This window comes from Bradyrhizobium sp. AUGA SZCCT0160, assembly GCF_018130105.1.
Taxonomy (GTDB): domain Bacteria; phylum Pseudomonadota; class Alphaproteobacteria; order Rhizobiales; family Xanthobacteraceae; genus Bradyrhizobium.
Map to the genome: position 1 here is coordinate 101,501 of NZ_JAFCMD010000012.1, position 24,206 is coordinate 125,706.

The 24,206-nt window shown below is 62.0% G+C and carries 22 protein-coding genes and 1 pseudogene; 11 read left to right on the forward strand and 12 right to left on the reverse strand.

Annotated elements, in window-relative coordinates:
• Positions 1-242 precede the first annotated feature (242 nt).
• Both JQ558_RS37320 and JQ558_RS20145 read left to right on the forward strand, forming a co-directional pair.
• Positions 243-437 (forward strand): annotated as a pseudogene (locus tag JQ558_RS37320) (ATP-dependent Clp protease adaptor ClpS); the annotation flags it as partial.
• 273 nt (positions 438-710) lie between these two features.
• On the forward strand, positions 711-1,994 hold the full coding sequence (locus JQ558_RS20145; protein ID WP_249142557.1) for an AAA family ATPase: 1,284 nt from the start codon (positions 711-713) through the stop codon (positions 1,992-1,994).
• Between the two features lie 91 nt (positions 1,995-2,085).
• On the opposite strand, the gene cbbX is transcribed toward JQ558_RS20145, so the two are convergent.
• From cbbX to JQ558_RS20180, 7 genes are all read right to left on the reverse strand, one after another.
• Positions 2,086-2,964, reverse strand: a complete 879-nt coding sequence (gene cbbX, locus JQ558_RS20150; protein WP_212294673.1) for a CbbX protein — start codon at positions 2,962-2,964, stop codon at positions 2,086-2,088.
• Positions 2,965-3,103: 139 nt separating this feature from the next.
• On the reverse strand, positions 3,104-3,523 hold the full coding sequence (locus tag JQ558_RS20155) for a ribulose bisphosphate carboxylase small subunit (RefSeq protein ID WP_212294674.1): 420 nt from the start codon (positions 3,521-3,523) through the stop codon (positions 3,104-3,106).
• 12 nt (positions 3,524-3,535) lie between these two features.
• On the reverse strand, positions 3,536-4,996 hold the full coding sequence (locus tag JQ558_RS20160) for a form I ribulose bisphosphate carboxylase large subunit (protein WP_212207824.1): 1,461 nt from the start codon (positions 4,994-4,996) through the stop codon (positions 3,536-3,538).
• Positions 4,997-5,051: 55 nt separating this feature from the next.
• On the reverse strand, positions 5,052-6,134 hold the full coding sequence (fba, locus tag JQ558_RS20165; RefSeq protein WP_212294675.1) for a class II fructose-bisphosphate aldolase: 1,083 nt from the start codon (positions 6,132-6,134) through the stop codon (positions 5,052-5,054).
• Positions 6,135-6,168: 34 nt separating this feature from the next.
• Positions 6,169-8,199: a transketolase gene (gene tkt, locus JQ558_RS20170; RefSeq protein ID WP_212294676.1), complete on the reverse strand. Its 2,031-nt coding sequence runs from the start codon at positions 8,197-8,199 to the stop codon at positions 6,169-6,171.
• On the reverse strand, positions 8,196-9,071 hold the full coding sequence (locus JQ558_RS20175) for a phosphoribulokinase (protein ID WP_212263409.1): 876 nt from the start codon (positions 9,069-9,071) through the stop codon (positions 8,196-8,198). The genes tkt and JQ558_RS20175 overlap by 4 nt, the downstream gene beginning before the upstream one ends.
• A 13-nt stretch (positions 9,072-9,084) precedes the next feature.
• Entirely contained in the window at positions 9,085-10,125 is a 1,041-nt protein-coding gene (locus tag JQ558_RS20180) for a class 1 fructose-bisphosphatase (protein ID WP_212207768.1), read from the reverse strand.
• Positions 10,126-10,273: 148 nt separating this feature from the next.
• Between JQ558_RS20180 and JQ558_RS20185 the strand changes: the two genes are divergently transcribed.
• Together JQ558_RS20185 and JQ558_RS20190 are read left to right on the forward strand one after the other, a co-directional pair.
• Positions 10,274-11,245, forward strand: coding sequence for a LysR substrate-binding domain-containing protein (locus tag JQ558_RS20185; RefSeq protein ID WP_212294744.1), 972 nt, complete (start codon positions 10,274-10,276; stop codon positions 11,243-11,245).
• Between the two features lie 64 nt (positions 11,246-11,309).
• Positions 11,310-11,705, forward strand: a complete 396-nt coding sequence (locus tag JQ558_RS20190; RefSeq protein WP_212294677.1) for a YkvA family protein — start codon at positions 11,310-11,312, stop codon at positions 11,703-11,705.
• Positions 11,706-11,714: 9 nt separating this feature from the next.
• Here the strand turns inward: JQ558_RS20190 and JQ558_RS20195 are convergent, their stop codons facing one another.
• A complete protein-coding gene (locus tag JQ558_RS20195; RefSeq protein ID WP_212294678.1) occupies positions 11,715-14,153 on the reverse strand; it encodes a TonB-dependent receptor in 2,439 nt (812 codons plus the stop codon).
• A gap of 190 nt (positions 14,154-14,343) precedes the next feature.
• Positions 14,344-15,717: a histidine kinase gene (locus tag JQ558_RS20200; protein WP_212294679.1), complete on the reverse strand. Its 1,374-nt coding sequence runs from the start codon at positions 15,715-15,717 to the stop codon at positions 14,344-14,346.
• A 205-nt stretch (positions 15,718-15,922) separates the two neighbouring features.
• On the opposite strand from JQ558_RS20200, the gene JQ558_RS20205 reads away from it, so the two are divergent.
• Both JQ558_RS20205 and fghA read left to right on the forward strand, forming a co-directional pair.
• Positions 15,923-16,543 (forward strand): response regulator transcription factor, encoded by a 621-nt coding sequence (locus tag JQ558_RS20205; RefSeq protein ID WP_212207763.1) that lies wholly within the window; start codon positions 15,923-15,925, stop codon positions 16,541-16,543.
• 40 nt (positions 16,544-16,583) lie between these two features.
• A complete protein-coding gene (gene fghA, locus JQ558_RS20210; RefSeq protein ID WP_212207762.1) occupies positions 16,584-17,429 on the forward strand; it encodes an S-formylglutathione hydrolase in 846 nt (281 codons plus the stop codon).
• 16 nt (positions 17,430-17,445) lie between these two features.
• Here fghA and JQ558_RS20215 read toward each other — a convergent pair whose 3' ends face one another.
• Positions 17,446-17,958: a DUF3280 domain-containing protein gene (locus tag JQ558_RS20215; RefSeq protein WP_212294680.1), complete on the reverse strand. Its 513-nt coding sequence runs from the start codon at positions 17,956-17,958 to the stop codon at positions 17,446-17,448.
• A 150-nt stretch (positions 17,959-18,108) separates the two neighbouring features.
• Between JQ558_RS20215 and JQ558_RS20220 the strand changes: the two genes are divergently transcribed.
• Genes JQ558_RS20220 through JQ558_RS20240 form a run of 5 tightly spaced genes read left to right on the forward strand, consistent with a single transcriptional unit; the run spans position 18,109 to position 22,553 of the window.
• Positions 18,109-19,290 carry an ABC transporter substrate-binding protein gene (locus JQ558_RS20220; protein WP_212294681.1) on the forward strand — a complete coding sequence of 394 codons (1,182 nt, stop codon included), beginning with the start codon at positions 18,109-18,111 and terminating at the stop codon, positions 19,288-19,290.
• Between the two features lie 17 nt (positions 19,291-19,307).
• The gene (locus tag JQ558_RS20225) at positions 19,308-20,279 is read left to right on the forward strand and encodes a YVTN family beta-propeller repeat protein (protein ID WP_409363383.1); all 972 of its coding nucleotides are present in this window, start codon (positions 19,308-19,310) and stop codon (positions 20,277-20,279) included.
• Positions 20,276-21,097 (forward strand): ABC transporter ATP-binding protein, encoded by an 822-nt coding sequence (locus JQ558_RS20230; protein WP_212294682.1) that lies wholly within the window; start codon positions 20,276-20,278, stop codon positions 21,095-21,097. The genes JQ558_RS20225 and JQ558_RS20230 overlap by 4 nt, the downstream gene beginning before the upstream one ends.
• Positions 21,094-21,942 carry an ABC transporter permease gene (locus JQ558_RS20235; protein ID WP_212294683.1) on the forward strand — a complete coding sequence of 283 codons (849 nt, stop codon included), beginning with the start codon at positions 21,094-21,096 and terminating at the stop codon, positions 21,940-21,942. Before JQ558_RS20230 ends, JQ558_RS20235 begins: the two co-directional genes overlap by 4 nt.
• On the forward strand, positions 21,939-22,553 hold the full coding sequence (locus JQ558_RS20240) for a hypothetical protein (protein WP_212294684.1): 615 nt from the start codon (positions 21,939-21,941) through the stop codon (positions 22,551-22,553). The genes JQ558_RS20235 and JQ558_RS20240 overlap by 4 nt, the downstream gene beginning before the upstream one ends.
• Positions 22,554-22,613: 60 nt before the next feature.
• Here JQ558_RS20240 and JQ558_RS20245 read toward each other — a convergent pair whose 3' ends face one another.
• Entirely contained in the window at positions 22,614-23,183 is a 570-nt protein-coding gene (locus JQ558_RS20245) for a PQQ-dependent catabolism-associated CXXCW motif protein (RefSeq protein ID WP_212294685.1), read from the reverse strand.
• A complete protein-coding gene (locus JQ558_RS20250; RefSeq protein ID WP_212207823.1) occupies positions 23,180-24,064 on the reverse strand; it encodes a substrate-binding domain-containing protein in 885 nt (294 codons plus the stop codon). The genes JQ558_RS20245 and JQ558_RS20250 overlap by 4 nt, the downstream gene beginning before the upstream one ends.
• Between the last annotated feature and the right edge of the window lie 142 nt (positions 24,065-24,206).

Below are 24,206 nucleotides of genomic sequence, written 5' to 3' on the forward strand. Positions count from 1 at the left end.
CTCTCTTCGCGTCCCTTGTTCGCGACATTGCTTTGGACGACGACAGTATGGCGCGTGATTCCGAGCAACACTATGAACTTTTACTTCATTGAAGTTGCTCCATAATTCGAACGCTCGGTGAATCGAATCGCGCTCGTGCACGTTGAGGTAGTGGACATTGTTCTTTGTTTGTTCTAGGGTCTCAAGGCCCCCTTGAAGTGAGACGCAGGGCGGGTGCCAGTTCAATCGGGGGCAATTTTCCAATGAGTACAGTCAAGGCGAAGGCCAGCCATCGCGAAATCATCTTTCACCACGACGAAGAAACGCCGCTGCAGTTCCTGATCGACCTCCTGCTCGAGGTATTCCGGAAGCCACTGGCGGACGCATGCAGATTTAGGGATGCACTTCGGAAAGAAGACAAAGCAAGTTGCGGAAGCTACCCGGCTGACATCGCCAGCGAGATGCTGGAGGCTGCTCGGCAACGCATCGATGACGCCGGTCATCCGCTCCGTATCACGAGCAGAGCGACTATCGCGGATAGTCTGGTGTTCAACGACCGCTGCAATCTCTGCGGGGATCCTTTCGCCAACCGGATTTCCTTGAAAGGCAATGTGGCACTTATCTGCGATGAGTGCGTGAAGGGGATCACGAGCCAGCTGCCCGAATTCACCAGCGGCAAGCAATTCGAGCATGCCTACCAGGCCTTGACCTCGCATTTTGCCGGAATTCCAATGGATCGACTGGTTTCGACCTCGCGACTATTCCCAGGTCACATGCGCGCGGATGTTCAAGCCGGCGTCGACAGGCTGTTCTCCGGATCTCCGCTGCGATTTTTCGGCATCTATGAAGAGCATCGCTACGAGACGTTGAACTTCGCGGCGCTGACCCGCGACGGCCGGAATGCGCACGCCATAGCACCCGCGCAGTATCACGACGTTGATGTCGGCGAGAGCGAGCCCGTCAAATGTCTCGAAAATGGCCTGTGGCTCTGCAGAACCGACGACGATTTGCGCTATGCCGTGGTGCTTTCCTCGCACCGCGAGTATAGCCGTGAAGCGGGTACGCGTATCGAGATTGCCGTGCCTGCTGGCGCCGAAGGCGCGGAGTTCGCGCAACGCTGCTTCGCCGAGCTCGAGCGCGCGGTCAATGACGCGCGCAGCTATCGCGGCAAGGTTTTGTCGCTCGATGTCGACAGGGGTTATAGCGGGCGCACGAGAGGCATCATGGTCCACAAGGTGCCGCTGGTCCGACGCGACGACGTCATCCTGCCCGAGGCCACACTGAAACTGCTCGATCGCAACGTGCTGGAATTTGTCGGAAACCGCCAAAAGCTGCGCGAGCTCGGGCAATCGACCCGCAAGGGCATCCTGCTCTATGGGCCACCCGGAACAGGAAAGACGCATACAATCCGCTATCTCGCGAGCAACCTGCCAGGTCATACGACCCTGATCATCACGGCCGCACAGGTCGGCGCCCTTGCGCAGTACATGAGCCTTGCCCGACTGCTGCAGCCCGCGATGGTCGTGATCGAGGACGCCGATCTCGCCGCGCGCGACCGCGAGCAGATGAGCAGCGCTTGCGATGAAGTCATGCTCAATGAGCTTCTCAACGAAATGGACGGTCTGAAGCAGGATGCGGACATCCTGTTCGTGCTGACCACCAACCGGCCGGAACAGCTGGAGAGCGCGTTGGCAAGCCGCCCCGGCCGCATCGACCAGGCGATCGAGGTGCCGGTGCCGAACGAGATCGGCCGCAAGAAACTCGTCCAGCTCTACGGCAGGGGGTTGCCGCTCAGCGATGCCATCGTTGGCGAGGCCGCGCAGCGGACCGAGGGCGTCAGCGCCGCCTTCATCAAGGAACTGATGCGGCGCGTGGCGCAGGCAAGTATCGCCCGCGATGGCGGCAAAACCGTCGAATCCCCTGACATCAGCCAGGCACTGGACGACATGCTGTTCACGGGTGGCAAGCTCAACGTCAAGCTGCTGGGCGGGGCACGGGAGATGGCGAGAGCGTGATGCGCGGCCGCCGAATAACCGAGGTGCCGCCGACATGCGCGAGGTGGCGAACCCGGCGCAGGCTTGCTTCGGGTTTACGCCGGACTCCAGTCTACGACTTGTCTTTCAAAAACACCCGGCTGGCGAGCACGTCCGATGCCTGCAGCGACATCACGTCGTCGGCGTCCAGCATGCGGTCGAGATCGGCAACGAGACGATTGGCCTGCCGCAGCCGCATGCGGTCGAGCGCGTTTCGGATCGAGCGGGCGTTGGAGAACAGCGGCTGGGTGACGCGCGCCGCGATGTAGCGGATGAAGGCCTCCCGCGCCTCGTCGCTGAACTTGTAGTTCATGTCGTGCAGCATCAGGTCGGCGATGGCGAGCAGCTCATCATTGGAATAATCCGGAAAATCGATGTGATGGGCGATCCGGGAGCGGAAGCCCGGATTGCTGGCGTAGAATTTCTCCATGCGGTCGCCATAGCCGGCGAGGATGACCACCAGATCCTCGCGCTGCGATTCCATCACCTGCAGCAGGATCTCGATCGCCTCCTGGCCGTAGTCCCGTTCATTGTCCGGCCGATTGAGATAATAGGCCTCATCGATGAACAGCACGCCGCCCATCGCCTTCTTCAGCACCTCCTTGGTCTTGGGTGCGGTGTGGCCGATATATTGCCCCACCAGTTCGTCGCGGGTGACCGAGACGACATGGCCGCGGCGAACGAAACCAAGCCGGTGGAGAATGCTCGCGATCCGCAGCGCCACCGTGGTCTTGCCGGTGCCGGGATTGCCGGTGAACGACATATGCAGTGTCGGCACGTCCGTTGTCAGATTCATCCGCTTGCGGATACGCTCGATCAACAGCAGCGACGCGATTTCGCGGATGCGTGTCTTGACGGGTTTGAGCCCGATCAGCTCGCGGTCGAGCTGGGTGAGGATCTCCTCAATGCCGACGGCCTCGAGTTCTTCGCGGAGACTGACCCTGTCTGTCATCGGCGAGGCATCCAAATCCATGTGCGAACCTCAACGCTGGAGAAAAAAAGCTCCGTCGCCGCTTTCGCAAACGACGGAGCAGAGGATCCGGCCGGGGTCGATGAGGGAGATCCGCCGGCCGGCAGAGGTAACAGAGGAGCTAACCGTAGCGACCGCCTTCCGGGCGATCGACCGCGTAAGACTTCGTGGTGTAGCGAATGTTGCGGCCGGCCATCTCGTGCCGTTCGAGGCGGAAGCCGGGTTCGTCCTTTGGCCGGTTGACGATGAAGGACAGCCGCACCGATTCCCAGCCGTGGCTGTTATCGAACGCCGACATTCGGATGTAGCTGTTGCCGTACACCTTGCGGCATTGACCGAGCTCCATCATCACGCCGGCGGCGTCGCGAAGGTCGAACATCGGCAATCCCCACATCTCCCAAAAACTGTTGCGGGGATGCGGGTCGTCGGTGAATTCGATGTTCACCGCCCAGCCTTTCTCCAGACAATACTGGACCTGGCGGGAAATCTGCTCGTCGGTTAGATCGGGCAGGAACGAGAAGCCCCCCTGGGTAATGCGCATGATAACAGCTCCTTACATCGCGACGCTGGGTGTGGGGACGTAGTCGGGCATGTCGGTCGATTCATAGTTGAAGGTGACGTTCTTCCAGACCTCGAGCGCCGACTTCAGCGGCGTGCAAGTCTCCGCCGCCTTGGCCAGAATTTCCGGACCTTCGGCGAGATAGTCGCGGCCCTCGTTGCGGGCGAGGATCATCGCTTCCAGCGCGACGCGATTGGCGGTTGCGCCGGCCTGGATGCCCATGGGATGGCCGATGGTGCCGCCGCCGAACTGCAGGATCACGTCTTCGCCGAGATGATCGAGCAGCTGGTGCATCTGCCCGGCGTGAATGCCGCCGGACGCGACCGGCATCATCCGGTTGAGGCTGGCCCAGTTCTGTTCAAAGAACACGCCGTGCTCGAGCCGCACCGGATTGTAGTCTTCGCGGCAGATGTCGTAATAGCCGCGCGTGGTCGCCGGATCGCCCTCGAGCTTGCCGACCACGGTGCCGGCGTGGATGTGATCGACGCCGGCGAGCCGCATCCATTTCGCGATGACGCGGAATGAGACGCCATGGCTGCGCTGCCGCGTATAGGTCGAATGCCCTGCCCGATGCAGATGCAGGATCATGTCGTTGCGGCGCGCCCATTTCGCCATCGACTGGATCGCTGTGTAGCCGATCACCAGGTCGATCATGATGATGACCGAGCCAAGCTCCTTGGCGAATTCGGCCCGTTCGTACATGTCCTCCATGGTTCCGGCGGTGACGTTGAGATAGGTGCCCTTGACCTCACCGGACGCCGCCTGCGCCTTGTTGACGGCTTCCATGCAATAGAGGAAGCGTTCGCGCCAATGCATGAACGGCTGCGAGTTGATGTTCTCGTCGTCCTTGGTGAAGTCGAGCCCGCCCTTGAGCGCTTCATAGACCACGCGTCCGTAGTTGCGGCCGGACAGCCCAAGCTTCGGCTTCACGGTGGCCCCGAGCAGCGGGCGGCCGAACTTGTCCATGCGCTCGCGCTCGACCACGATGCCGGTCGCCGGCCCCTGGAACGTCTTCACATAGGCCACCGGCAGCCGCATGTCCTCCAGCCGCAACGCCTTCAGCGGCTTGAATCCGAACACGTTGCCGATGATTGACGCCGACAGATTGGCGATCGATCCGTTCTCGAACAGGTCGAGATCGTAGGCGATATAGGCGAAATATTGCCCCGGCGAGTTCGGCACCGGATCGACGCGGTAGCACTTGGCGCGGTATTTCTCCGCCGCCGTGAGCCGGTCGGTCCACACCACGGTCCAGGTTGCGGTCGAGGATTCGCCGGCCACCGCCGCCGCAGCCTCGATCGGATCGACGCCATCCTGCGGGGTGACTCGGAACAGGGCGATGATGTCGGTTTCCTTCGGCTCGTAGTCGGGCTCCCAATAGCCCATCTTCTTGTATTCCATGACGCCGGACCTGTAGCGATCCTTGCCGCGGATGGTCATCGAGTGCTGGTTCATCTTGGTTTCCTCTTGTTGCGTGCGGCGGCTGGTCGGAAGCGTGGGGATCAAAAGATCAGGCGGCATGGGTCATCTCCCCGATGCGTGGGTCGAGCGCGCCGGAGCGATAGCGCCTCGCCATCTCGGCCAATGGAACGACCTTGATCTTCGAGGCGTGGCCGGCGGTGCCGAATTGCTCGAAGCGGTCACGGCAAAGATCGCGTAGCGCGTCCATCGCCGGTTTGAGGAATTTGCGCGGATCGAATTCGCTGCGGTTTTGGGTGGCGACCTTGCGGAACGCAGCGGCCATCGCCAGCCGGCAGTCGGTATCGATGTTGACCTTGCGGACGCCGTGCCTGATGCCGCGGACGATCTCCTCGACCGGCACGCCCCAGGTCTGCGGCATTTCGCCGCCGAACTGATTGAAAATGTCCTGCAGCGGCTGCGGCACCGAGGAGGAACCATGCATCACCAGATGCGTGTTCGGCAGCCGGCGATGGATCTCCTCGACCACACGCATCGCAAGGATGTCGCCGTCGGGCTTGCGCGAAAACTTGTAGGCGCCGTGCGAGGTGCCCATCGCGATCGCCAGCGCGTCGACCTTGGTGGCGCGGACGAAATCGACCGCCTGGTCCGGATCGGTCAACAGCTGGTCGTGGCTGACTTCACCCTCGACGCCGTGACCGTCCTCCTGTTCGCCGCCGCCATGCTCCAGCGAACCGAGCACGCCCAGTTCGCCCTCGACGGAGGCACCGATCCAGTGCGCCATGTCGACCACGCGGCGGGTGATGTCGACATTGTAGTCGTAATCCGCCGCGGTCTTGGCGTCGGCCTTGAGCGAACCGTCCATCATGACGGAGGTGAAGCCATGCTTGATCGCGGTGGCGCAGGTTGCTTCCTCGTTGCCGTGGTCCTGATGCAGGCAAAGCGGGATCTGCGGATGCATCTCCTCCAGCGCGTCGATCATCTTCGAGAGCATGATGTCGTTGGCGTAAGAGCGCGCGCCGCGCGAGGCCTGGATGATAACGGGTGCATCGACGGCGGCCGCGGCCTCCATGATCGCAAGGCCCTGCTCCATGTTGTTGATGTTGAATGCCGGCACGCCGTAGCCGCGCTCGGCGGCGTGATCGAGCAATTGCCTCAGTGTGATTCTGGCCATTGGAACCTCCGTGTCGTTGTTGGTGTGCAGGCGGTCATGTGTCGCTCGCCGCCATTCTCGCCCGCGCGATGCAGCGCAGGGCCGCCTTCGCCACCCCGTCCGCGGTGATACCGAATTCGCGGTAGAGCGTTTCGGCCGGTGCGGAAGCGCCAAAGCCGGTCATGCCGACGAATTCGCCGTCATCGCCGAGCCAGCGCGCCCAGTCGCCTTCGACCGCGGCTTCGACGCCGATCCGCGGCACGCGGCCGAGCACCGCGGTTCGATATTCGCGGGATTGCTGGCGAAACAATTCGAAGCACGGCGCCGAAACCACGGCCGCGCGGACGTTGACGCTCGCCAGCAATTCGGCCGCGTGCATGGCGATCGATACTTCCGAGCCGGTGGCGATCAGGGTGACGTCGCGGCCTTCCTCCGGATCGACCACGACGTAAGCGCCGAACCCGACCAGATTCTGCTCACCGGCTTCGCGGAACGTCGGCATCGCCTGCCGCGACAGGCACAGCAGCGACGGGCTATTTTGGGCGCGCAACGCGCAATCCCAGGCTTCTGCGGTCTCAATGGCATCGCCGGGGCGAAACACCAGCAGGTTGGGGATCGCCCGCAGCGATGCCAGATGCTCGACCGGCTGGTGAGTGGGGCCATCTTCGCCCAGTCCGATCGAGTCGTGCGTCATCACATGGATGACGCGGATACCCATCAATGCCGCCAGCCTGATCGCGGGCCGGCTGTAGTCGGCGAAGCTGAGAAAGGTGCCGCCATAGGGAATGAAGCCGCCATGCAACGCGATGCCGTTCATCGCCGCCGCCATCGCGTGCTCGCGGACGCCGTAGTGAATGTAGCTGCCGTTGAGGCAATCGGCCTGCACGGACCCGTGCGTTTTGGCGCGCGTCAGGTTGGAATGGGTCAGATCGGCGGAGCCGCCGAGCAGATTCGGCAACGCCTCGGCGATTGCGTCGATCACCAGCTGCGAGGCCTGCCGGCTCGCGATGTTGGGCCGCTCGGCGGCGAAGCGATCGCGCAGCAGCGCCATCGCGTCGACATAGCCGCACGGCAAATGGCGATTGAGGGCATCGTGAAACGGCGAGCGCGTCGCGGCACAGCGTTTTGTGCGTTCGATCCAGCTGCGGCGCGCCGCATGCCCGCGTGCGCCGGCGTTTCGCCATTGCGCAAGGATGGAATCGGGAACGTGGAACGGCGGATATGGCCAGTTCAACGCATCGCGGGTCTTTGCTACCTCTTCAGTGCCGAGCGGCGCACCATGGGCTTTCTCGCTGCCCTGGCGGCTCGGCGACCCGAAACCGATCAGCGTGCGGCAGGCGATCAGCGACGGCCGGTCGCTGGTGCGGGCCCGTTCGATCGCAGCGGCGATGGCCTCGGGGTCGTGGCCGTCGATCCGGCAGGCCGACCATCCGGAGGCCTTGAACCGCGCGAGCTGGTCATCAGAGCACGACAGCGAGGTCGCGCCATCGATCGAAATCTCGTTGTCGTCGAACAGCACGATCAGGCGATTGAGCCTGAGATGGCCGGCCAGCGAGATCGCCTCGTGGCTGAGGCCTTCCATCAGGCAGCCGTCGCCGGCAATCACATACGTGAAGTGATCGACGTAGTCGTCGCCGAAGCGCGCATTCATCAGTCGTTCGGCGAGCGCCATGCCAACGGCGGTGGCGATGCCCTGCCCAAGCGGCCCGGTAGTGGTCTCGACACCAGGGGTATGGCCATATTCGGGATGTCCCGGCGTTTTCGATCCCCATTGCCGGAAGGCCCTGAGTTCATCCGATGTCACGCCCTCGTAGCCTGTCAGGTGCAACAGCGCGTACAGCAGCATCGAGCCGTGACCGGCGGACAGCACAAAGCGATCGCGGTCGGGCCACGCCGGGTCGGCCGGATCGAATTTAAGGAATCGCGAAAACAGAACGGTGGCGACGTCGGCCATGCCCATCGGCATGCCGGGATGACCGGACTTTGCTTGTTCAACCGCATCGATCGCCAGAAAGCGGATCGCGTTGGCCATTTCCGCGTGCGAAGCATCCGGACGGGTGGCGATACGGGACAGGGGAGCGTTCATGTCGTGCGCCTCTTGCGTTCCATCAGTTGCAGGATCAGCGGGGTGAGAATGAGCTGCATCGCCAGATCGAGTTTCGCGCCATGGATCACGATCGAATTGGCGCGCGACATGAAGCTGTGCGGGATCATCGACAGCAGATACGGAAAATCGATGCCGCGCGGATTCCTCAGGCGGATCACCACCATCGATTCGTCCGGCGTCGGAATCCAACGCGCGATGAACGGGTTCGACGTATCGACGGTCGGCACGCGCTGGAAATTGATGTCGGTCTCGGCGAACTGCGGGCAGATATAGTTCACGTAGTCGGGCATGCGCCGCAGGATGGTGTCGGTCACCGCCTCCGCGGTATAGCCGCGGGCGCTGCGGTCGCGGTGCAGCTTCTGGATCCATTCCAGGTTGATGACAGGCACGACGCCGATCTTGAGATCGGCATGCTGTGCGACGTTGACCTTGTCGGTCACGACGGCGCCATGCAGTCCTTCGTAAAACAGCAGGTCGGAATTCTCAGGCAATCGGCGCCAGTCGGTGAACGTGCCCGGTTCGGCGCCATACAGCTTCGCTTCTTCGTCGTCGTGGATGTAGTGACGGGTGGTTCCGGTGCCGGATTCGCCGTAGTCCCGGAACACCCTTTCCAGTTCGACAAACAGGTTGGTTTCCGGGCTGAAATGGCTGAAATGCTTGTTGCCGCGCTCGGCTTCCTCCAGCATTTTCGTGCGCATCTCGAAGCGATTGTAGCGGTGGAAGGCGTCACCCTCGATGTAGGCCGCAACGACCTTTTCGCGGCGGAAGATCTGCTCGAACGTCTTCTTCACCGACGTCGTGCCGGCGCCCGACGAACCCGTGATCGATATGATGGGATGAGCCCGCGACATCACGATTGTCCCGTCAGAGGAAGAGGCCGCGCCGCGCAAACAGCGGTGCGTCGCTATTGTCGAACATCGGTTCGATCCTGTCGTGAATGGCCGTCACGTCGCGCACGTGGTGCACGGATCCCATGATCAGCGGCACCCGCTGATGCGGGGTTTTCGCAGCCAGTTCCAGAATTCGCCGGCGCCCGGTCGACGCCGCGCCTCCCGCCCATTCCATGATCAGCGCCATTGGATGGGCTTCGTACAGCAGGCGAAGCCGCCCTTCCCGATAGCTCGGGCGGGCATCGGCCGGATAAAGGAACACGCCGCCGCGCACCAGGATGCGAAGCGCCTCCGCAACCAGCGAACCAATCCAGCGCATGTTGAAATCCACCTCGCCGCCGCCGCTGGTGCCGGAGAGGCACTCATCGATATAGGTGCGGACCGGTCCGTGCCAGTGGCGGTGATTGGACGCGTTGATGGCGAACTCCGGCATATTGCGTGCGATCTGCACACCCTGCCGGGTCTGCACGAATTCCTGCGCGTGGCGGTCGAGCATGAAGACATCGACGCGCGCGTTGAGCGCGAGGACGAGCGTGGTCTGCGGACCGTAGACGATGAAACCGGCGGCGCACTGCGCCGTGCCGGGCTCGAAGAAGGTCGAAAGCAGGTCGTTGCCCCTGGGGCGGATCGAAAAGATGGTGCCGACCGAGATATTGTTGTCGAGGTTGGCCGATCCATCGAGCGGGTCGATCGCAACACAGAACGGCGCCGAGGGACGCAGGGTTTCCGGCAGCGCCGCTTCCTCGGAAAGAACCGCCGCCACCGGGGTGCCGCGTAGGGCACGCCGTATCAATTCATCGGCGGCGACATCGATATCCCTTTGCTGATCGCCGTCAGAATTGATGCCGCCGTGCCGTCCGGTAATGCCTGCGAACGGTCCATCCGCGATCAGCCCGGCAAGCTCGATGGAAGCTGACGCAATCGCCTTGATCACGTCGGCAAGTGCAGCGCCATGCAGCGGCGTCTGCAATGCGGACCGATCGAGATGTGAACGCAGCGTCACGCGCTCGTCCATGGCCGTCTCCCCTGTGCCCTCTTTCGGGGGCTCTCGAAGCGTCTCGCCGGCTTGGCAATCCGCGATGTCAAAGGAAACGCAGTTTGCCGAATTAGTAAAATTTTGTTATCTTTGGTCTAGGCAAAGTTTTTATTATAAAGGTGCGGCGATGGCAGGCCGGTTATTGCGGGAAGTGACGATCCGCCAGTTGCGTGCACTGGCCGCTGTTCAAAAAAGTCGATCGGTCACATCAGCGGCCAAACAGCTCCATCTCACCCAGCCCGCGGTCACGCTGCAGCTTCGCAATTTGCAGGCACTCGCCGGACTGCCGCTAATCCAGCGCACCGGCGACGGCATGCTGCTGACGGATGCCGGACGCGAAGTGCTGGCGCTGACTGAGCGGATCGAGGCGGCGATATCAGATTGCGAAACCACGATGGCGATGATGGCGGGGAAGACCGCCGGCCGCATCTCGATCGGCGCCGTCAGCACCGCGAAATATTTCGTGCCGTTCATGATTTCAGGATTTTCGAAACGGCATCCGGACGTCGAAGTCACGCTCTCGATCGGAAACCGGCAGGAGATCGGCACGGCATTGCGCGGCTACGATCTCGACTTTGCGATCATGGGCCGCCCGCCTGCAGACATCGACATGAACGTTCACCTGATCGGCGACCACCCCCACGTCATCATCGCGCCGACCGGACATCGGCTGGCGCGAAAATCCCGCATCGCGCCGGGCGAACTCGCCAGCGAAACTTTCCTGACGCGCGAACCTGGATCCGGAACGCGCGGGTTGATGGAACAGCTGTTCGAATCGGCCGGCATTCGCCCCAGGATCGGCCTCGTCATGAGCAGCAACGAGACCATCAAGCAGGCCGTGATCGCAGGTTTGGGCATTGCATTCATTTCCGCGCACACGGTGGCGACCGAGCTCGACGAGCGGCGATTGACCACGCTCGACGTTGTCGGCCTTCCCGTGATCCGGCAATGGTACGCGCTCTCCCGCAAGGACAAGGTCCTGCTGCCGCCGGCGCAGGCAATGCTCGATTTCCTCAGCACCAGGGGCAAGCAGTTTCTGCCGCGCACCAATGGCCGCCTGCGTCTCACCCGATCGTCCATGCGCAAGAAGCGCGGCTGAAATGCCACGCAAGTTCTGATCACGCTGCTACCTTGACCGGCAATCCGGTACTCTGGAAGGCTCCATGCTCTCTCGTATCAAAACTGGTATCAAAACCTGGGCGAAGGCTCTGAAGCGCGACGCTCACGCGATCTATCTCGCGTCCCGCGATCCGCGCGTGCCGTGGTACGCGAAGGCACTCGCCATTGCCGTTGCCGGATATGCGCTGTCGCCGATTGACCTCATTCCGGACTTCATCCCGGTCGTCGGCTATCTCGACGAGTTGATCCTGCTCCCTTTGGGCATCTGGCTCGTGGTGACGCTGATTCCCGATGAGATCATGGTCGAATGCCGCGCCAAGGCGAACGCGGCCGCGCAGCGTCCGATCAGCCGGGCCGGAATGGCTGTTATCATCCTGTTGTGGATTGCAGGCGCAGTGATGCTGGGATGGATCGGCTTTTCCTGGTGGAATCGACCGTGACGGTTCGCTTCAGAAGGTCGCCTTCAGGCCTGCGTAGAAGGCGCGCGGCCGCGCCGGGCTGAGCGAACGCGCGTCGGTGAAGGGTGCGCCGCCATTGGCGAAGTTGGGGATGTCGCCCATGTCGAAGAAGGTCCCGTAAGTCGCATAGCGGTTATCGAAGATGTTATCCACGCGCCCATAGATCTGGAGCGTCTTGTTGATCTGATACGAGGTGTGCAGGTTGAAAACCGCATAGGACGGCAGTCTCGGCGCCTGATTGGATTCGTCGCCGGCAAAAAACTGGTTGTCGACGAACAGCGCATCGCCCCCGACCTTGAAGGCATCCGTGATCGCGTAGTCGATGCCGAACTTGATCCGGTTGCGGGGGATCGCCGGAATTCGATTGCCCGGCAGAATCTGGACATTGCCGTTGTCATCGGCGAACGGGCTGTTGGAGCCGACCTGCAGCGCGTCGAGGAAGCGCGCATCCACTAGGGCATAGCTGGCATAGAGTTGCAGTGTCTTGGACGTCAGATTGACCTGGGCCTCGATGCCCTGGCGCCGCGTCCGACCTACGTTCTGGAAATAGCCAAATCCCTGCAGCTCGGGGCTCGGAATTGCGAGGATGTCATCGGCGTTGGTGGCGCGGAACGCACCAACTTTCCAACTCAAGGTTCCGATATTCAGCTCCGACGTTCCGCGGAAGCCTGCCTCGAGGGTGCGGGACACGACTTGCTTCAGCGGCGGGTCGGCGATGAGGAATGCGGCAATGAGACAGGGGCGCAAGGGGTCGGCGCACGCAAGCTCCAGCGGGGTCGGTGCACGATTGGCCTCGGAATACCCCGCATAGGCAGTCAAGGCGGGTGTGATCTTGTAGGTGCCGCCGATCATCGGATTGAAGCGGGTAAACGTATGCTCGCCATTGAGCGCCGTACCGATCTGATCCTCCAGCTTAATATGCGCATGGTTGAACCGGCCGCCGCCCGTGATCGAAAATCTATCGGTCACGTCGAACGTGTCTGACGCGTAGAGCCCGGTGTAGCGGTTGGTGGCACGAAGCGAAACCGGGCCGATCGAGATCGGCTCGCCGGACGGTCCGAGATAGATACCGCTGCCGTTGACGACGTAGTTTGAACCGATGGTGCCGAGTTCCGCGCTGGCCCCGAAGCGGGTGACACCGGAGTCGATACTGGCGCCGACCATGAACTGGTTGTTGTGCCCGAACAACTGATCGGTGTTGGTTGCCTGCAGGGTTGCCCCGGTCGTGACCGAACGGGTTGTGGTCCGGTCGATCTGTCCCAGCACGGCGTTGTCGGGGAAGGGATTGGCGAGCTGGACGCCGTTGAGGCCATTTGCCGGGACGTCGTCGTCGTTAAAGCAAAGCAGGCCCGGATCGGCCGCGCAGCGCTCCGTCTCGGTCGGATTGCCGTCCACCGTCTTTTGCCTGAAAGCGCGGACGCGCGCCGAGCCTTCGATCGTCCAGGTCGGCGTGGCCTCGACCTTTCCGGTCAAATTGGCATAGGCAACCTGATTGGATGTCGTCTGCGGCGTGGTGTAGGTGGCGCCCCAGTAATTCTGCAGCAATTCAGCCGGCACCGTCGCCGCCGCGCCGAAATTGTTTTTGGCCAGGCCCACGTTGAGGTGAAATTCACTGCTATCGGTGCGGTAGCCGACATCGCCATAGAACCGGCGAATGGCCGACTCCGAAAAATTGCGAAAGCCGTTATCACGCACGCCTTCGAGCGCGCCATAGACGGAAAAATTGTCGATCTGCTTGCCATACTGCGCCGAACTCTGGATGCGTCCGAACGAACCGCCCATCGTGTTGATTTCGGCGCCACGATAGTTGAAGCCATCCTTCATCTGGACGTTGACGGCGCCGCCCAGCGCGTTGAGACCGAACGCGGGATTGTTGGTGACGACGGTGACCGACCTGATCGCGGCCGTCGGGATCAGGTCCCAGTTGACGGTGTCGCCGAACGCTTCGTTGATGCGCACGCCGTTCTGGTAAACCGCCAGTCCCTGAGGCGTACCGGCGACCGGAGATGCGACGAAACCTCGAAATTGGATGTCGGGCATAAACGGATTTCCGGTCGTATCACTGATGATGATACCGGGCACCTGCTGCTGTAATGCGTCCGCGATGTTCAGCGAGCCGGTGCGCGCGATCTGTCCGGCCCCCACCGCGTTGACGCTTGCCGCCACCTTGTCGACATCCATTCCGGAACCGGCCGTCGGCGTGGGCGCGGTCGGATAGACGAAAACCCTGCGGACGTTCCTGCTCGCCCGGGGCGCATTTCTGCTGCGGGCGGGCCTGGCAGCTGTCCCCGGAGAAACCACCTCGATGGCGGGCAAGACCTCGGTCGCACCGGCCGCGTCCTGGGCTTGAGCGCAGTCACTCCCGGGAACCAGACACAGTGATATTGTCCCGATAAACAGGAATCGCGCGCCCATTTTACTTCGTCCCATCCCATTCCGGCTGCATTGGTGTCTGCCGGTACGCCGCTGATGATCTTACGGGCGTCAAAAAAGTTGCGCACCATTCAAAACGTCCCGAACGCATTCGGGAAAAATTCCCGAATTAGAGCGCTTTCCAGCGAAGTGGACACCGGTTCGCGTCAAGAAAACGCGTCAAAAAAGAATCTAGAGCCCAACGGCTCTATCGCCCCACGTCCCGGGGAACCAAGGCTTCTACCGTTACGCCGCTGTCCCCGGAGGCAATCGTAAGCGAGCCGCCCAGCGCCAAAATGCGCTCGCGCATGCCGGTTAGCCCGAAGCCCAGCTTGTGATCGGGCCCCAATCCGTTGCCATTGTCACGAACCCGCACCAGCGCGCCGCCGCGGCCGCTACGCGCAAGCCCCACAGGCAGTTCGGCCGGTTGAACGCTTACCTCGATGCAGGTGGCGCCGGCGTGGCGAAACACATTGGTCAGGGCTTCCTGGATGGTGCGGTAGATCGTCAGATCAGCCGTCTCGCCGGTGGCGCCCAACGAGGGCGAGATCGCCGTTTCGATAGCGACTTCGGGGTGAGACTCGCCCCACAGGCGCAGCAGCGCGCCGAGCGCCTCGCGAAGGCCGAGTTCCGTCAGACCTACGGGGCGCAATTTTTCAAGAACCCGGCGATTGGACGCCTGCAAGGCATTCAGCTGTTCCAATATGGCACTGCCGTGCCTTCGCGTGGCCTCCGCGCTCGGATCCCCCGCATCCGCAATCCGCGTCAGGGCGCTGGCATGCACCCGCAAGGCAAAGAGATAGGGTCCAAATTCATCGTGCAGTTCGCGGGCAATTTCCTTGCGCTCGACATCCTGCAGCGAGACGACGCGCTCGGCCAGGCGCCGCTTGTCTTCAACTGCATCGCCCAGAGTGGCCGCAAGGTGATTCAACTTGTCGCAAATGGCAACGAGTTCCGGCGGCCCGTCCGGTTTCACGCGCGTGTCGTAGCCGCCGGCCTCGATCTTCGCCATCGCACTCGAAAGCGTCTGGATCGGCGCCAGCGCCCGGCCAACGACCCTGCTGGTAATGAGGAATAGAACGATCGCAATCGCGGCGCCGATCAGGAGCTGAGTGAATATCCCGTCCCAGATTTCGGCCATCTCGTCGTTGGGATGCGACGTGATCAGCAGCGTGTCCGGTTTTGCCTTGATCGAGATCGGCACGTTCACCGTGGTCTGTTCGGGGTGAACAAGCCGGACAAACCATGCCGGCGGCGAGCGTGCATCGGGATTGTCGTCCGGCTTGTCCGCGATCCCGGATCTTGCGACGGCTTCGCTCTGTCGGGTGATGCTGACGTGACGCAGCTTGTTGAGGTCGTGAACAATCTGGTTCAGTCGCGCCTCGGGATCCGGCGCCTCGTTCAATCCCGCAACGATCGTGTCGATGAACTCGCGCGCCAACCGTATGACGCTTTGATCTTCGGCCTGCACCCGGGGGCCGGCCTCGAGCACAAGCCGCGCAACGTTGATGGCCAGACCAAGCGTGAGGACGAGCGCGAGCAACAGGTTGATCCGGGCACGTAACGAAAGCTTTTGCCACATATCATTTGTCCAGGAGTGAAATCGCCTTTGCCTGAGAGCGAACTCGTCTTCAATTCATCATCGAGCAGAGCGTTGACAGATAAAACCGGCGTCTATCTAATCGAAGCGTATAGCAACATCGCCCGGGTTGCATGACCATCGACGGCAGGTGTTCACCTGATGCGGTGCACAACGGGATTGACGCGGCTATTCGGGACCAATGCCAATGCGCGTTCTGATCGTTGATGACCATCGCATCGTAGCTTCAGGCTGTCGTGCCTTGTTCGCGGACGAGCCGGAGATCGATGTCGTGGAAGCCTCCGACGCGGAGAGCGGCGAGCGCGTGTTCGGCGAACGGCATCCCGATATCTGCGTGCTCGACATCAACCTTCCGACGGTGTCCGGTTTCGAGTTGGCGCGACGCCTGCTAGGGCGCGATGCGTCGGCGCGCATCATCATGTTCAGCATGAACGATGACCCGGTATTCGCCGCGCGCGCCATCGACGTCGGCGCCAAGGGTTTTGTCTCCAAGACCGGGGATCCCCAGGACCTTGTTGATGCCATCCGCGAGGTAGCAAAGGGCGGGGTCTATTTGCCGCCGGCGATTGCGCAAAGCATTGCATTCGCCGGACCATCGTACGCAAGGAGCCCGCTTTCAAAACTCACGGCGCGCGAGATGGAGATACTGCGCCTGCTCAGTGCAGGAAAATGCCTGTCCGAAATCGCGTGGCTGGTCCATTCCTCCTACAAGACCGTCGCCAATACATCCTCGATCATGCGCCACAAACTCGGCGTGCGCACATCCGCCGAACTGGTGCGGTTGGCCATCGACAACGGCGTGGCCTAAAAGGCCGCGCGACGCGGCACGGCACGGCAATGGTGAGCTCATGACAATTCAAACGGTTTCGCTGAACAAATCGCATGGCGGTACGCAAGGCGTTTACAAGCACGCCAGCGCCGAGACCGGCACCGACATGACATTTTCGGTCTATGTCCCTCCCCATCAGGATGGCGCAAAGCTGCCGGTGGTCTGGTATCTGTCGGGACTGACCTGCACCCACGCCAACGTCACGGAAAAAGGCGAGTTCCGCAGTGCCTGCGCTGAACTCGGACTGGTGTTCGTCGCGCCGGACACCAGCCCGCGCGGCGACAAGGTGCCCGGCGATCCTGCCGGCGCCTATGATTTCGGGCTCGGCGCCGGCTTTTATGTCGACGCAACACAGGCGCCGTTCGCGCGTAACTACCGGATGTGGAGTTATGTCACGGAAGAATTGCCGAAACTGGTCGCCGCGAATTTCCCCGTCGATGCCGGGCGGCAATCCATCTTCGGTCATTCCATGGGCGGCCACGGCGCCCTGACTGTCGCACTGCGCCATCCCGACCGGTACCGCGCCGCCAGCGCCTTTGCGCCGATCGTCGCCCCCTCACAGGTACCGTGGGGCATCAAGGCGCTCGGAGGCTATCTCGGCAGCGACAGGCAGGCCTGGCGCAGACATGATGCGGTTGCGTTGATCGAGGACGGCGACAGATTCTCCGATCTACTGGTGGATTATGGCGACGCAGATTCGTTTCTGGCCGAGCAGCTTCGCCCCGAATTGCTGAAAAGCGCCTGCGAGAAGGCGAACATTCCGCTCACGCTGCGCCGCCAGGGTGGTTACGACCACAGTTATTTCTTCATCTCCAGCTTCATGGGCGATCATCTGCGCTGGCACGCCGCGCGCCTGAAAGCCTGAGATTTTGCGCAGTCCATTAGGGCTGGGGCTTGCCATAATTGGGCGCCAGCAGCCGGTTGCGCACGAGATAGCTGGTCGCCCGCGTCCAGGATTCATCGGTGTTGCCGCGAAAATCGGCATTCATCGCGGTGATGAGCTGTCCGGTGCGGGCGTCGCGCACGAAGATGGTGAGGTTGAGAATAAGTGTCGAGATCTTCTTCATGACACCCGTGATGACGAGATCCGCGCCGATGCGCTGCGCATACTGGACGTCGCAACCGCCGCATGCCTGCAGATTGCTGCCCTCAGCCGCAGCTTTCACCGGCGAGATGTCCAGAAGCTCGAACTTGCTGGATTCCGTCAACTGCCGGCGCACCAGGTCGCTGATGCGGATCAGTCGATCATGCTCGTCGGCCTGAGGCCCCCTCATCTCGCCTTCGAGGCTGGTATCCAGCAGCTCGAAATCGAAAATCGCGAGCTTCGGCGGAGCGGCGCGCGCCGGCACCGACACCAGCAGCATCAGCGCGGCAAAGACAAATTGCGCTCTCATGATCGTGATCCCTCACATCGACGGTCGAACAACGACGAAATGCGGACTTGCAAGCTAGAACAATTCAGTCAAGTTTCAAGTCGAGTGTGCTTACGGGACAAGTATCCCTCCATCGTCGTCAAGTCGAGGAGGAGAATTCAGGGAGCGTCCATGATCCGATGGTTGATCGGCGCAATCGGACTAAGCTTCGTGGCCAGTTCCGCGCTCGCGGCCGACCCGATCGACATCCGCGTCGGCTATCTCGGTCAGGCCGGCATCAAATCGAAACTGTCCCTTGTCGAGCAACCGTCAGAAAATGACGGCATCGCCGGTGCGCGGCTGGCGATCGAGGACAACAACACCACCGGCAAATTCCTCAATCAGCGTTTCTTCCTGGAAGAAATGCGATTGAAGGAAGGCGAGGATGTCGCCAAGGCGGCGGCGGCTCTCGCCGACCGCAACGGCATCATCATCACCGATCTGCCCGCCGACTCGCTGTTAAAGGCGGCCGATGCACTGCGCGATCGCAAAACTGTGCTGTTGAACAGTGGTGCGATCGACGACCGGCTGCGCGAGCAGGATTGCCGCGCCAATGTGATCCATGTGGCCCCGACCCGCTCGATGCTCGCTGACGCGCTGGCGCAGTATCTGGTGTGGAAGCAGTGGAAGCGCTGGCTGCTGGTGGTCGGCTCACATGAAGCCGACAAACTTTACGCCGACGCGCTGCGGCGCGCGGCGACCCGCTTTGGCGCCAAGATCGTTCAGGAAAAGGTCTTCGAGGATACCGGCGGCGCGCGGCGCACCGACAGCGGTGTAACCCTGATCCAGCGTCAAATGCCGGTGTTTACGCAAGGTGCGCCGGCTTATGACGTCCTCGTCGCGGCGGACGAAAGCGAAGTGTTCGCCTCCTATCTGCCCTACCGGACCTGGGACCCGCGGCCGATCGCCGGCTCGGCAGGCCTGGTGCCGACGAGCTGGGACGCGGCGCACGACCAGTGGGGCGCGATCCAGATCCAGAACCGTTTCGTCAAATTGAACTCGCGGCGCATGACGGCGCGGGACATGCAGGCCTGGACCGCAGGGCGCATGATCGGCGAAGCCACATCGCGCACCAACTCCGGCGACCCGAAAGTGGTGTTCGACTTTCTCAAGCGGCCGGACTTTTCGGTCGCGGCCTTCAAGGGACAGCGGCTGACGCTGCGGGACTGGAACCTGCAGCTACGCCAGCCGATCCTGCTGGTCGACGGCCGCATGGTCGTCTCGGTCTCGCCGCAGGAGGGTTTCTTGCATCAGTACTCCGAACTCGACACACTCGGCCTCGACCGGCCCGAAACCAAATGCAAACTGAACTGAAAACGGAGGAATGGCGGATGTGGCGTCGGTGTCTGCTTTCCGGAATGGCGGTGTGGCTCGCGGCCACCAGCCCCGCTTTCGCCTTCATCGCCTATGTATCGAATGAGAAGAGCAACACCGTATCGGTGATCGATACCGACAAATGGGCGGTCACCCATACCATCAAGGTCGGTCAGCGCCCGCGCGGTATCGAATTCACGAAGAACGGCAAATTCGTGCTGGTCGCGGTCGGCGATGACGACAAGATTGACGTGATCGATACCGCGACCCATCAGGTGGTGGACAGCCTGCCCTCCGGTCCCGATCCGGAGCTGTTCACCCAGGATGCCGCCGGCAAACTCCTCTATGTCGCCAACGAGAACGACAACACGGTGACCATCATCGACCTCGAGAAGCGCGTCCGCCTCGGTGACATCCAGGTCGGCGTCGAGCCCGAAGGCATGGCCCTCAGCCCCGACGGCAAGATCCTGATCAATACTTCAGAGACCACCAACATGGCGCATTTCATCGACACCGCGACGCGCGAGATCGTCGCCAATGTGCTGGTCGATGCCCGGCCGCGCTATGCCGAGTTCAAGCGCGACAGCTCCGAATTGTGGGTATCGTCGGAGATCGGCGGCACCGTTTCCATCCTCGACCCCGCCAAGCGCACCATCACCGGCAAGATCGAGTTCAACATTCCCGGCCTGCGGCGCGAGGCGATCCAGCCGGTCGGCATCGCGATCACCAAGGACGGCAAGACCGGTTTCATTGCGCTCGGCCCCGCCAACCGCGTTGCCGTCGTCGACGCTACGACGCACAAGGTCACGAAATATCTTCTGGTCGGCCAACGGGTCTGGCATATGGCCTTCACCCCGGACGAAAAACATCTGCTGGTGACCAACGGCGTCTCCAACGACGTCTCTGTCATCGACGTGGCGGCGCAAAAAGTGATCAAGACAATCCAGGTCGGCGAGCTGCCCTGGGGGATTACGTTTGCTCAGCCATGACAGCAATCGACGCACACAGCACAGGACCCGCACCGCCGGACCCGCGTCCCCGGAGCGATCCTGCGGCTACGCCCGCATTGTCGATCGACGGCATCAGCCATTCCTACGGCACAAGGCGCGCTTTGATCGACGTCAGCTTCGCGGTTGCACCGGCAAGCTTCACGGCGCTGCTTGGCCTCAATGGCGCCGGCAAGAGCACGTTGTTCGCGCTGATCACGCGGCTGTTCGGAACCCAGGCTGGACGCATCGGCATTTTCGGCCACGACATCAGCCTTGCGCCAGGCGAAGCGCTGCGGCTGCTCGGCGTGGTGTTCCAGTCACGCACGCTCGATCTCGATCTCTCGGTGACGCAAAACCTGCTCTATCACGCCGCCCTGCATGGGATCGGCAAGCGCGAGGCACGCCTGCGCAGCGACGAAGTGCTGACGCGTATCGGACTTGCCGACCGCACCGGCAGCAAGGTACGCGACCTCTCGGGCGGCCAGATGCGGCGGCTGGAAATCGCGCGCGCCTTGCTGCATCGCCCGCGCCTGCTGCTGCTTGACGAAGCGACCGTCGGGCTCGACGTCAAGGCCCGTGCCGATATCCTCGGCCACGTCCGGCAGCTCGTGACCGAGCAGGATATCGGCGTGCTGTGGGCCACCCATCTGTTCGACGAGATCGTGCCCGGCGACGATCTCGTGGTCCTGCATCAGGGCCGGGTTCTTGCGCATGGCCCGGTCGAGAATATCATCGCCGACGCCGGAGCCCGTGACATCAATTCCGCATTCATGCGCCTGACCGGCGCTGCGGTGGATCCCGGGAGCCCCGCGCCATGAGCTCCACGACCGTCAGCCGACACCACAGCGGCTTCTCGCTCGCGCAATATGTCACCTGCCTGAACGGCATCGTGTGGCGCGAGGCGCTGCGCTTCGTGCACCAGCGCGAACGTTTTGTATCGGCGCTGGTCAGGCCGCTGGTGTGGCTGTTCATCTTCGCCGCCGGCTTTCGCCAGGTGCTCGGCATCTCCATCATCCCGCCATATGAAACCTACATTCTCTATGAGGTCTATATCGCGCCGGGATTGATGGCGATGATCCAGCTCTTCAACGGCATGCAGTCGTCGCTCTCGATGGTCTACGATCGCGAGATGGGGAATATGCGCACCCTGCTGGTGAGCCCTCTGCCGCGCTGGTATTTGCTGTTCTGCAAGCTCGTTGCGGGAACCGCGGTCTCGCTGCTCCAGGTCTACGCCTTCCTGTTGATCGCGTGGTTCTGGGATATCGCGCCGCCGCCGATCGGCTATCTCACGGTGCTGCCGGCGCTGATCGTTTCGGGCTTGATGCTCGGCGCACTCGGCATGCTGATCTCCTCCGGCATCAAGCAGCTCGAGAATTTTGCCGGCGTGATGAACTTTGTGATTTTCCCGATGTTCTTTGCTTCATCGGCGCTCTATCCGCTGTGGCGGGTGCAGGAGGGAAGCCCCTTGCTCTACTATGTCTGCCTGTTCAATCCGTTTACGCACGCCGTCGAACTGATACGCTTTGCGCTGTACGGACAGATGAACTGGACTTCACTGGCCGTCGTCGTTTGCTGCACAACGGCTTTCATGATCGGTGCGATATACGCCTATGATCCATCGCGCGGCCTGGTTCGCCGCGGGCCCGCCGGAGGCGAAGCATGAGATGGCAGATCGCAATCGGGACGCTCCTCCTTGTCGCAGCATCGACCGAGGCCGGCTTTGCCGCCGATCCGCGCTATCCGGACTGGCCGTGCACCCAGGCCAAGGTCCCGGAAATCTCGCTCACCGCGGTGTGGGCCGGTCCGCCGCTCGACGACATCAAGGACAAATGGAGGGACGATGCCAAGGTAAGCCCGCTGGTGTCGAGGCTGGCCGCAAGGCGGACTTCGCTCGATGAAGCCCAGAAGCTGATCACGGAATTTCTTGGCAGCCCGGCGACCGACAAGGCCACGGCTGGCAAGCTCTTGTTCGCCGGCCTGTTCGACAGCCTCAACGCGCAGCGCGCATCGGTCATGAACGGGTTGGAGCGGATCACCCGCAAGCAGCGCGAGGCCGCGGACAAGATCCGGTCCGATGTGTCCGCATTGCATGCCCTGCAGGGTGCGTCCGCGCCCGATCAAGCCAAGATCGACGACCTCAGCAATCAAATGGTCTGGCAAACCCGGATCTTTGAAGACCGGCAGCGGGTGGTCAAATTCGTCTGCGAGGTGCCCACCGCGATCGACCAGCGACTGTTCGCGCTCGGCCGCATGATCCAGCAGGAAATCGAGTAGCGAATGGGTGGCCCATTCTACTTTGCATGGGGTTGTTTTTGCAATTTTGTCGCAAGCCCCTCATCTGCTCCCATTCTCATCCGTTCTGGGCTCAGGCTGTGATTCAACGACTGGCAGGTTGGCGTTCTCCCATCCTTCGGTTCCGTCCGGGTACCAGGCCACATTGGGATAGCCGTAGGACAGGACCCGTTTCGCAGCGTTCCACGACATCCAGCAATTTTCCTGACAGTAGATCACCAGCAGCGCGGCCTTGTTGCCATGAGACACCCGCTCGAGCCCGCGCCGCAGATAGGCCTCGGTTGGCTCTGCCAGTTTGCCGTACCCCGTATCGGGCAACCAGATGCTGCCGGGGATGTTGAGCCGCGGCTTGTCACGCCAGACCGTGCCGGCGGGAAGATTTGGCGGCTTCGGCGCACGCGGCAGCACATCGATAAAAACACCGCTGCCGGCGCGCCAAATCGCTTCGGCCTCTGCCGTCGTAAGGACGCGTACGCCGGCGAGGGACGCAGGAACAGCCGCGCGATAATTATCCGTGCGGTAGCCGTCCGGCTCCGGCACATTCTGCTGCGCGAGAACGTTGGCTGCGAGGGCAAGGGTCGCAACGACCACGCACGCCAGCCTTCGTATCACGGCGACTTTTTCGCCGTCTCCGCGCCGATCGGCCGGTCATTCTCGTCGAGCAAGGGAACGCCGAAGTCGAGCAGTATCCTGTTGATGGCCGGCTGGTTCTCCTGGATCAGACGATTGAGCATCCGCTTCCAGTTCTGGTCGGCCGGCCGGACGCCCATGCCGATGCGATAGACGAGCCGAGGTCCCGTGGTTTCCTTGACGAGCGGCGTGACATGAAGCGGCGGGTTCGCCTTCCCGGCGTAATAACCGGCGAGCGGTCCCCACAGAATGGCGGCGTCGATCTTCCCCGACGTCAGATCCCTGATCATGACTTCCGCCGATGAATCGATCCGCGTATCGACCATCAGCGGATAGGACTTGGCTTCCGCCATCAAACCATTGGCGGTCATGTTGGTGGCGGGCGGCGTGCCGGCAACGATGCCGATATGCTTGCCTTTCAGACGCGCGTCCGCCAGCGTTGCGACCTCGTCAAGGCCGCTGCCCTGCCTCACCACCAGCGCGTAAGCGGTCCGGTAATAGGGATTGGTGCCCTGCACCAGGTCGTCGCCTTGCGGATAACCCATGATGACGTCGCAACGATGAGCGGCAAGCGTCATCCGGACAAAGCCGGCCGCTTGCGGATAGTAAGCATAGTCCAGCTTTTTCTGCAGCTTTTCGGCGAACAGCTCGCCGAGCTTGTTTTCGATTCCCTCACCCTTGTCGTTCGAGAACGGCAAATTGCGCGGGTCAGCGCAAACCCTCAGCACCTTGGGATCGATAAGCTCGATGGACAGGTCGGTGCTGTCGTTGGTCTGGGCTCCGGCGATGTCGCGACCAGCGAATATTGCTGTGATCGCCAGGAGCGAGACCAGCAAGCGGCGGCGTTGTCCCCAATCTGTCATCATGCATTCCCTTCTTGATCGAACGCCCGCTATCCATCAATTGCTCAGCGTGCCAGAGCGTGCAACAGGAATATCCCCGTGCTGGATTTGCGTTGCATGCTGCGACGCAAAACCAACTCGACGGAACCCCCGGCGATCGAAA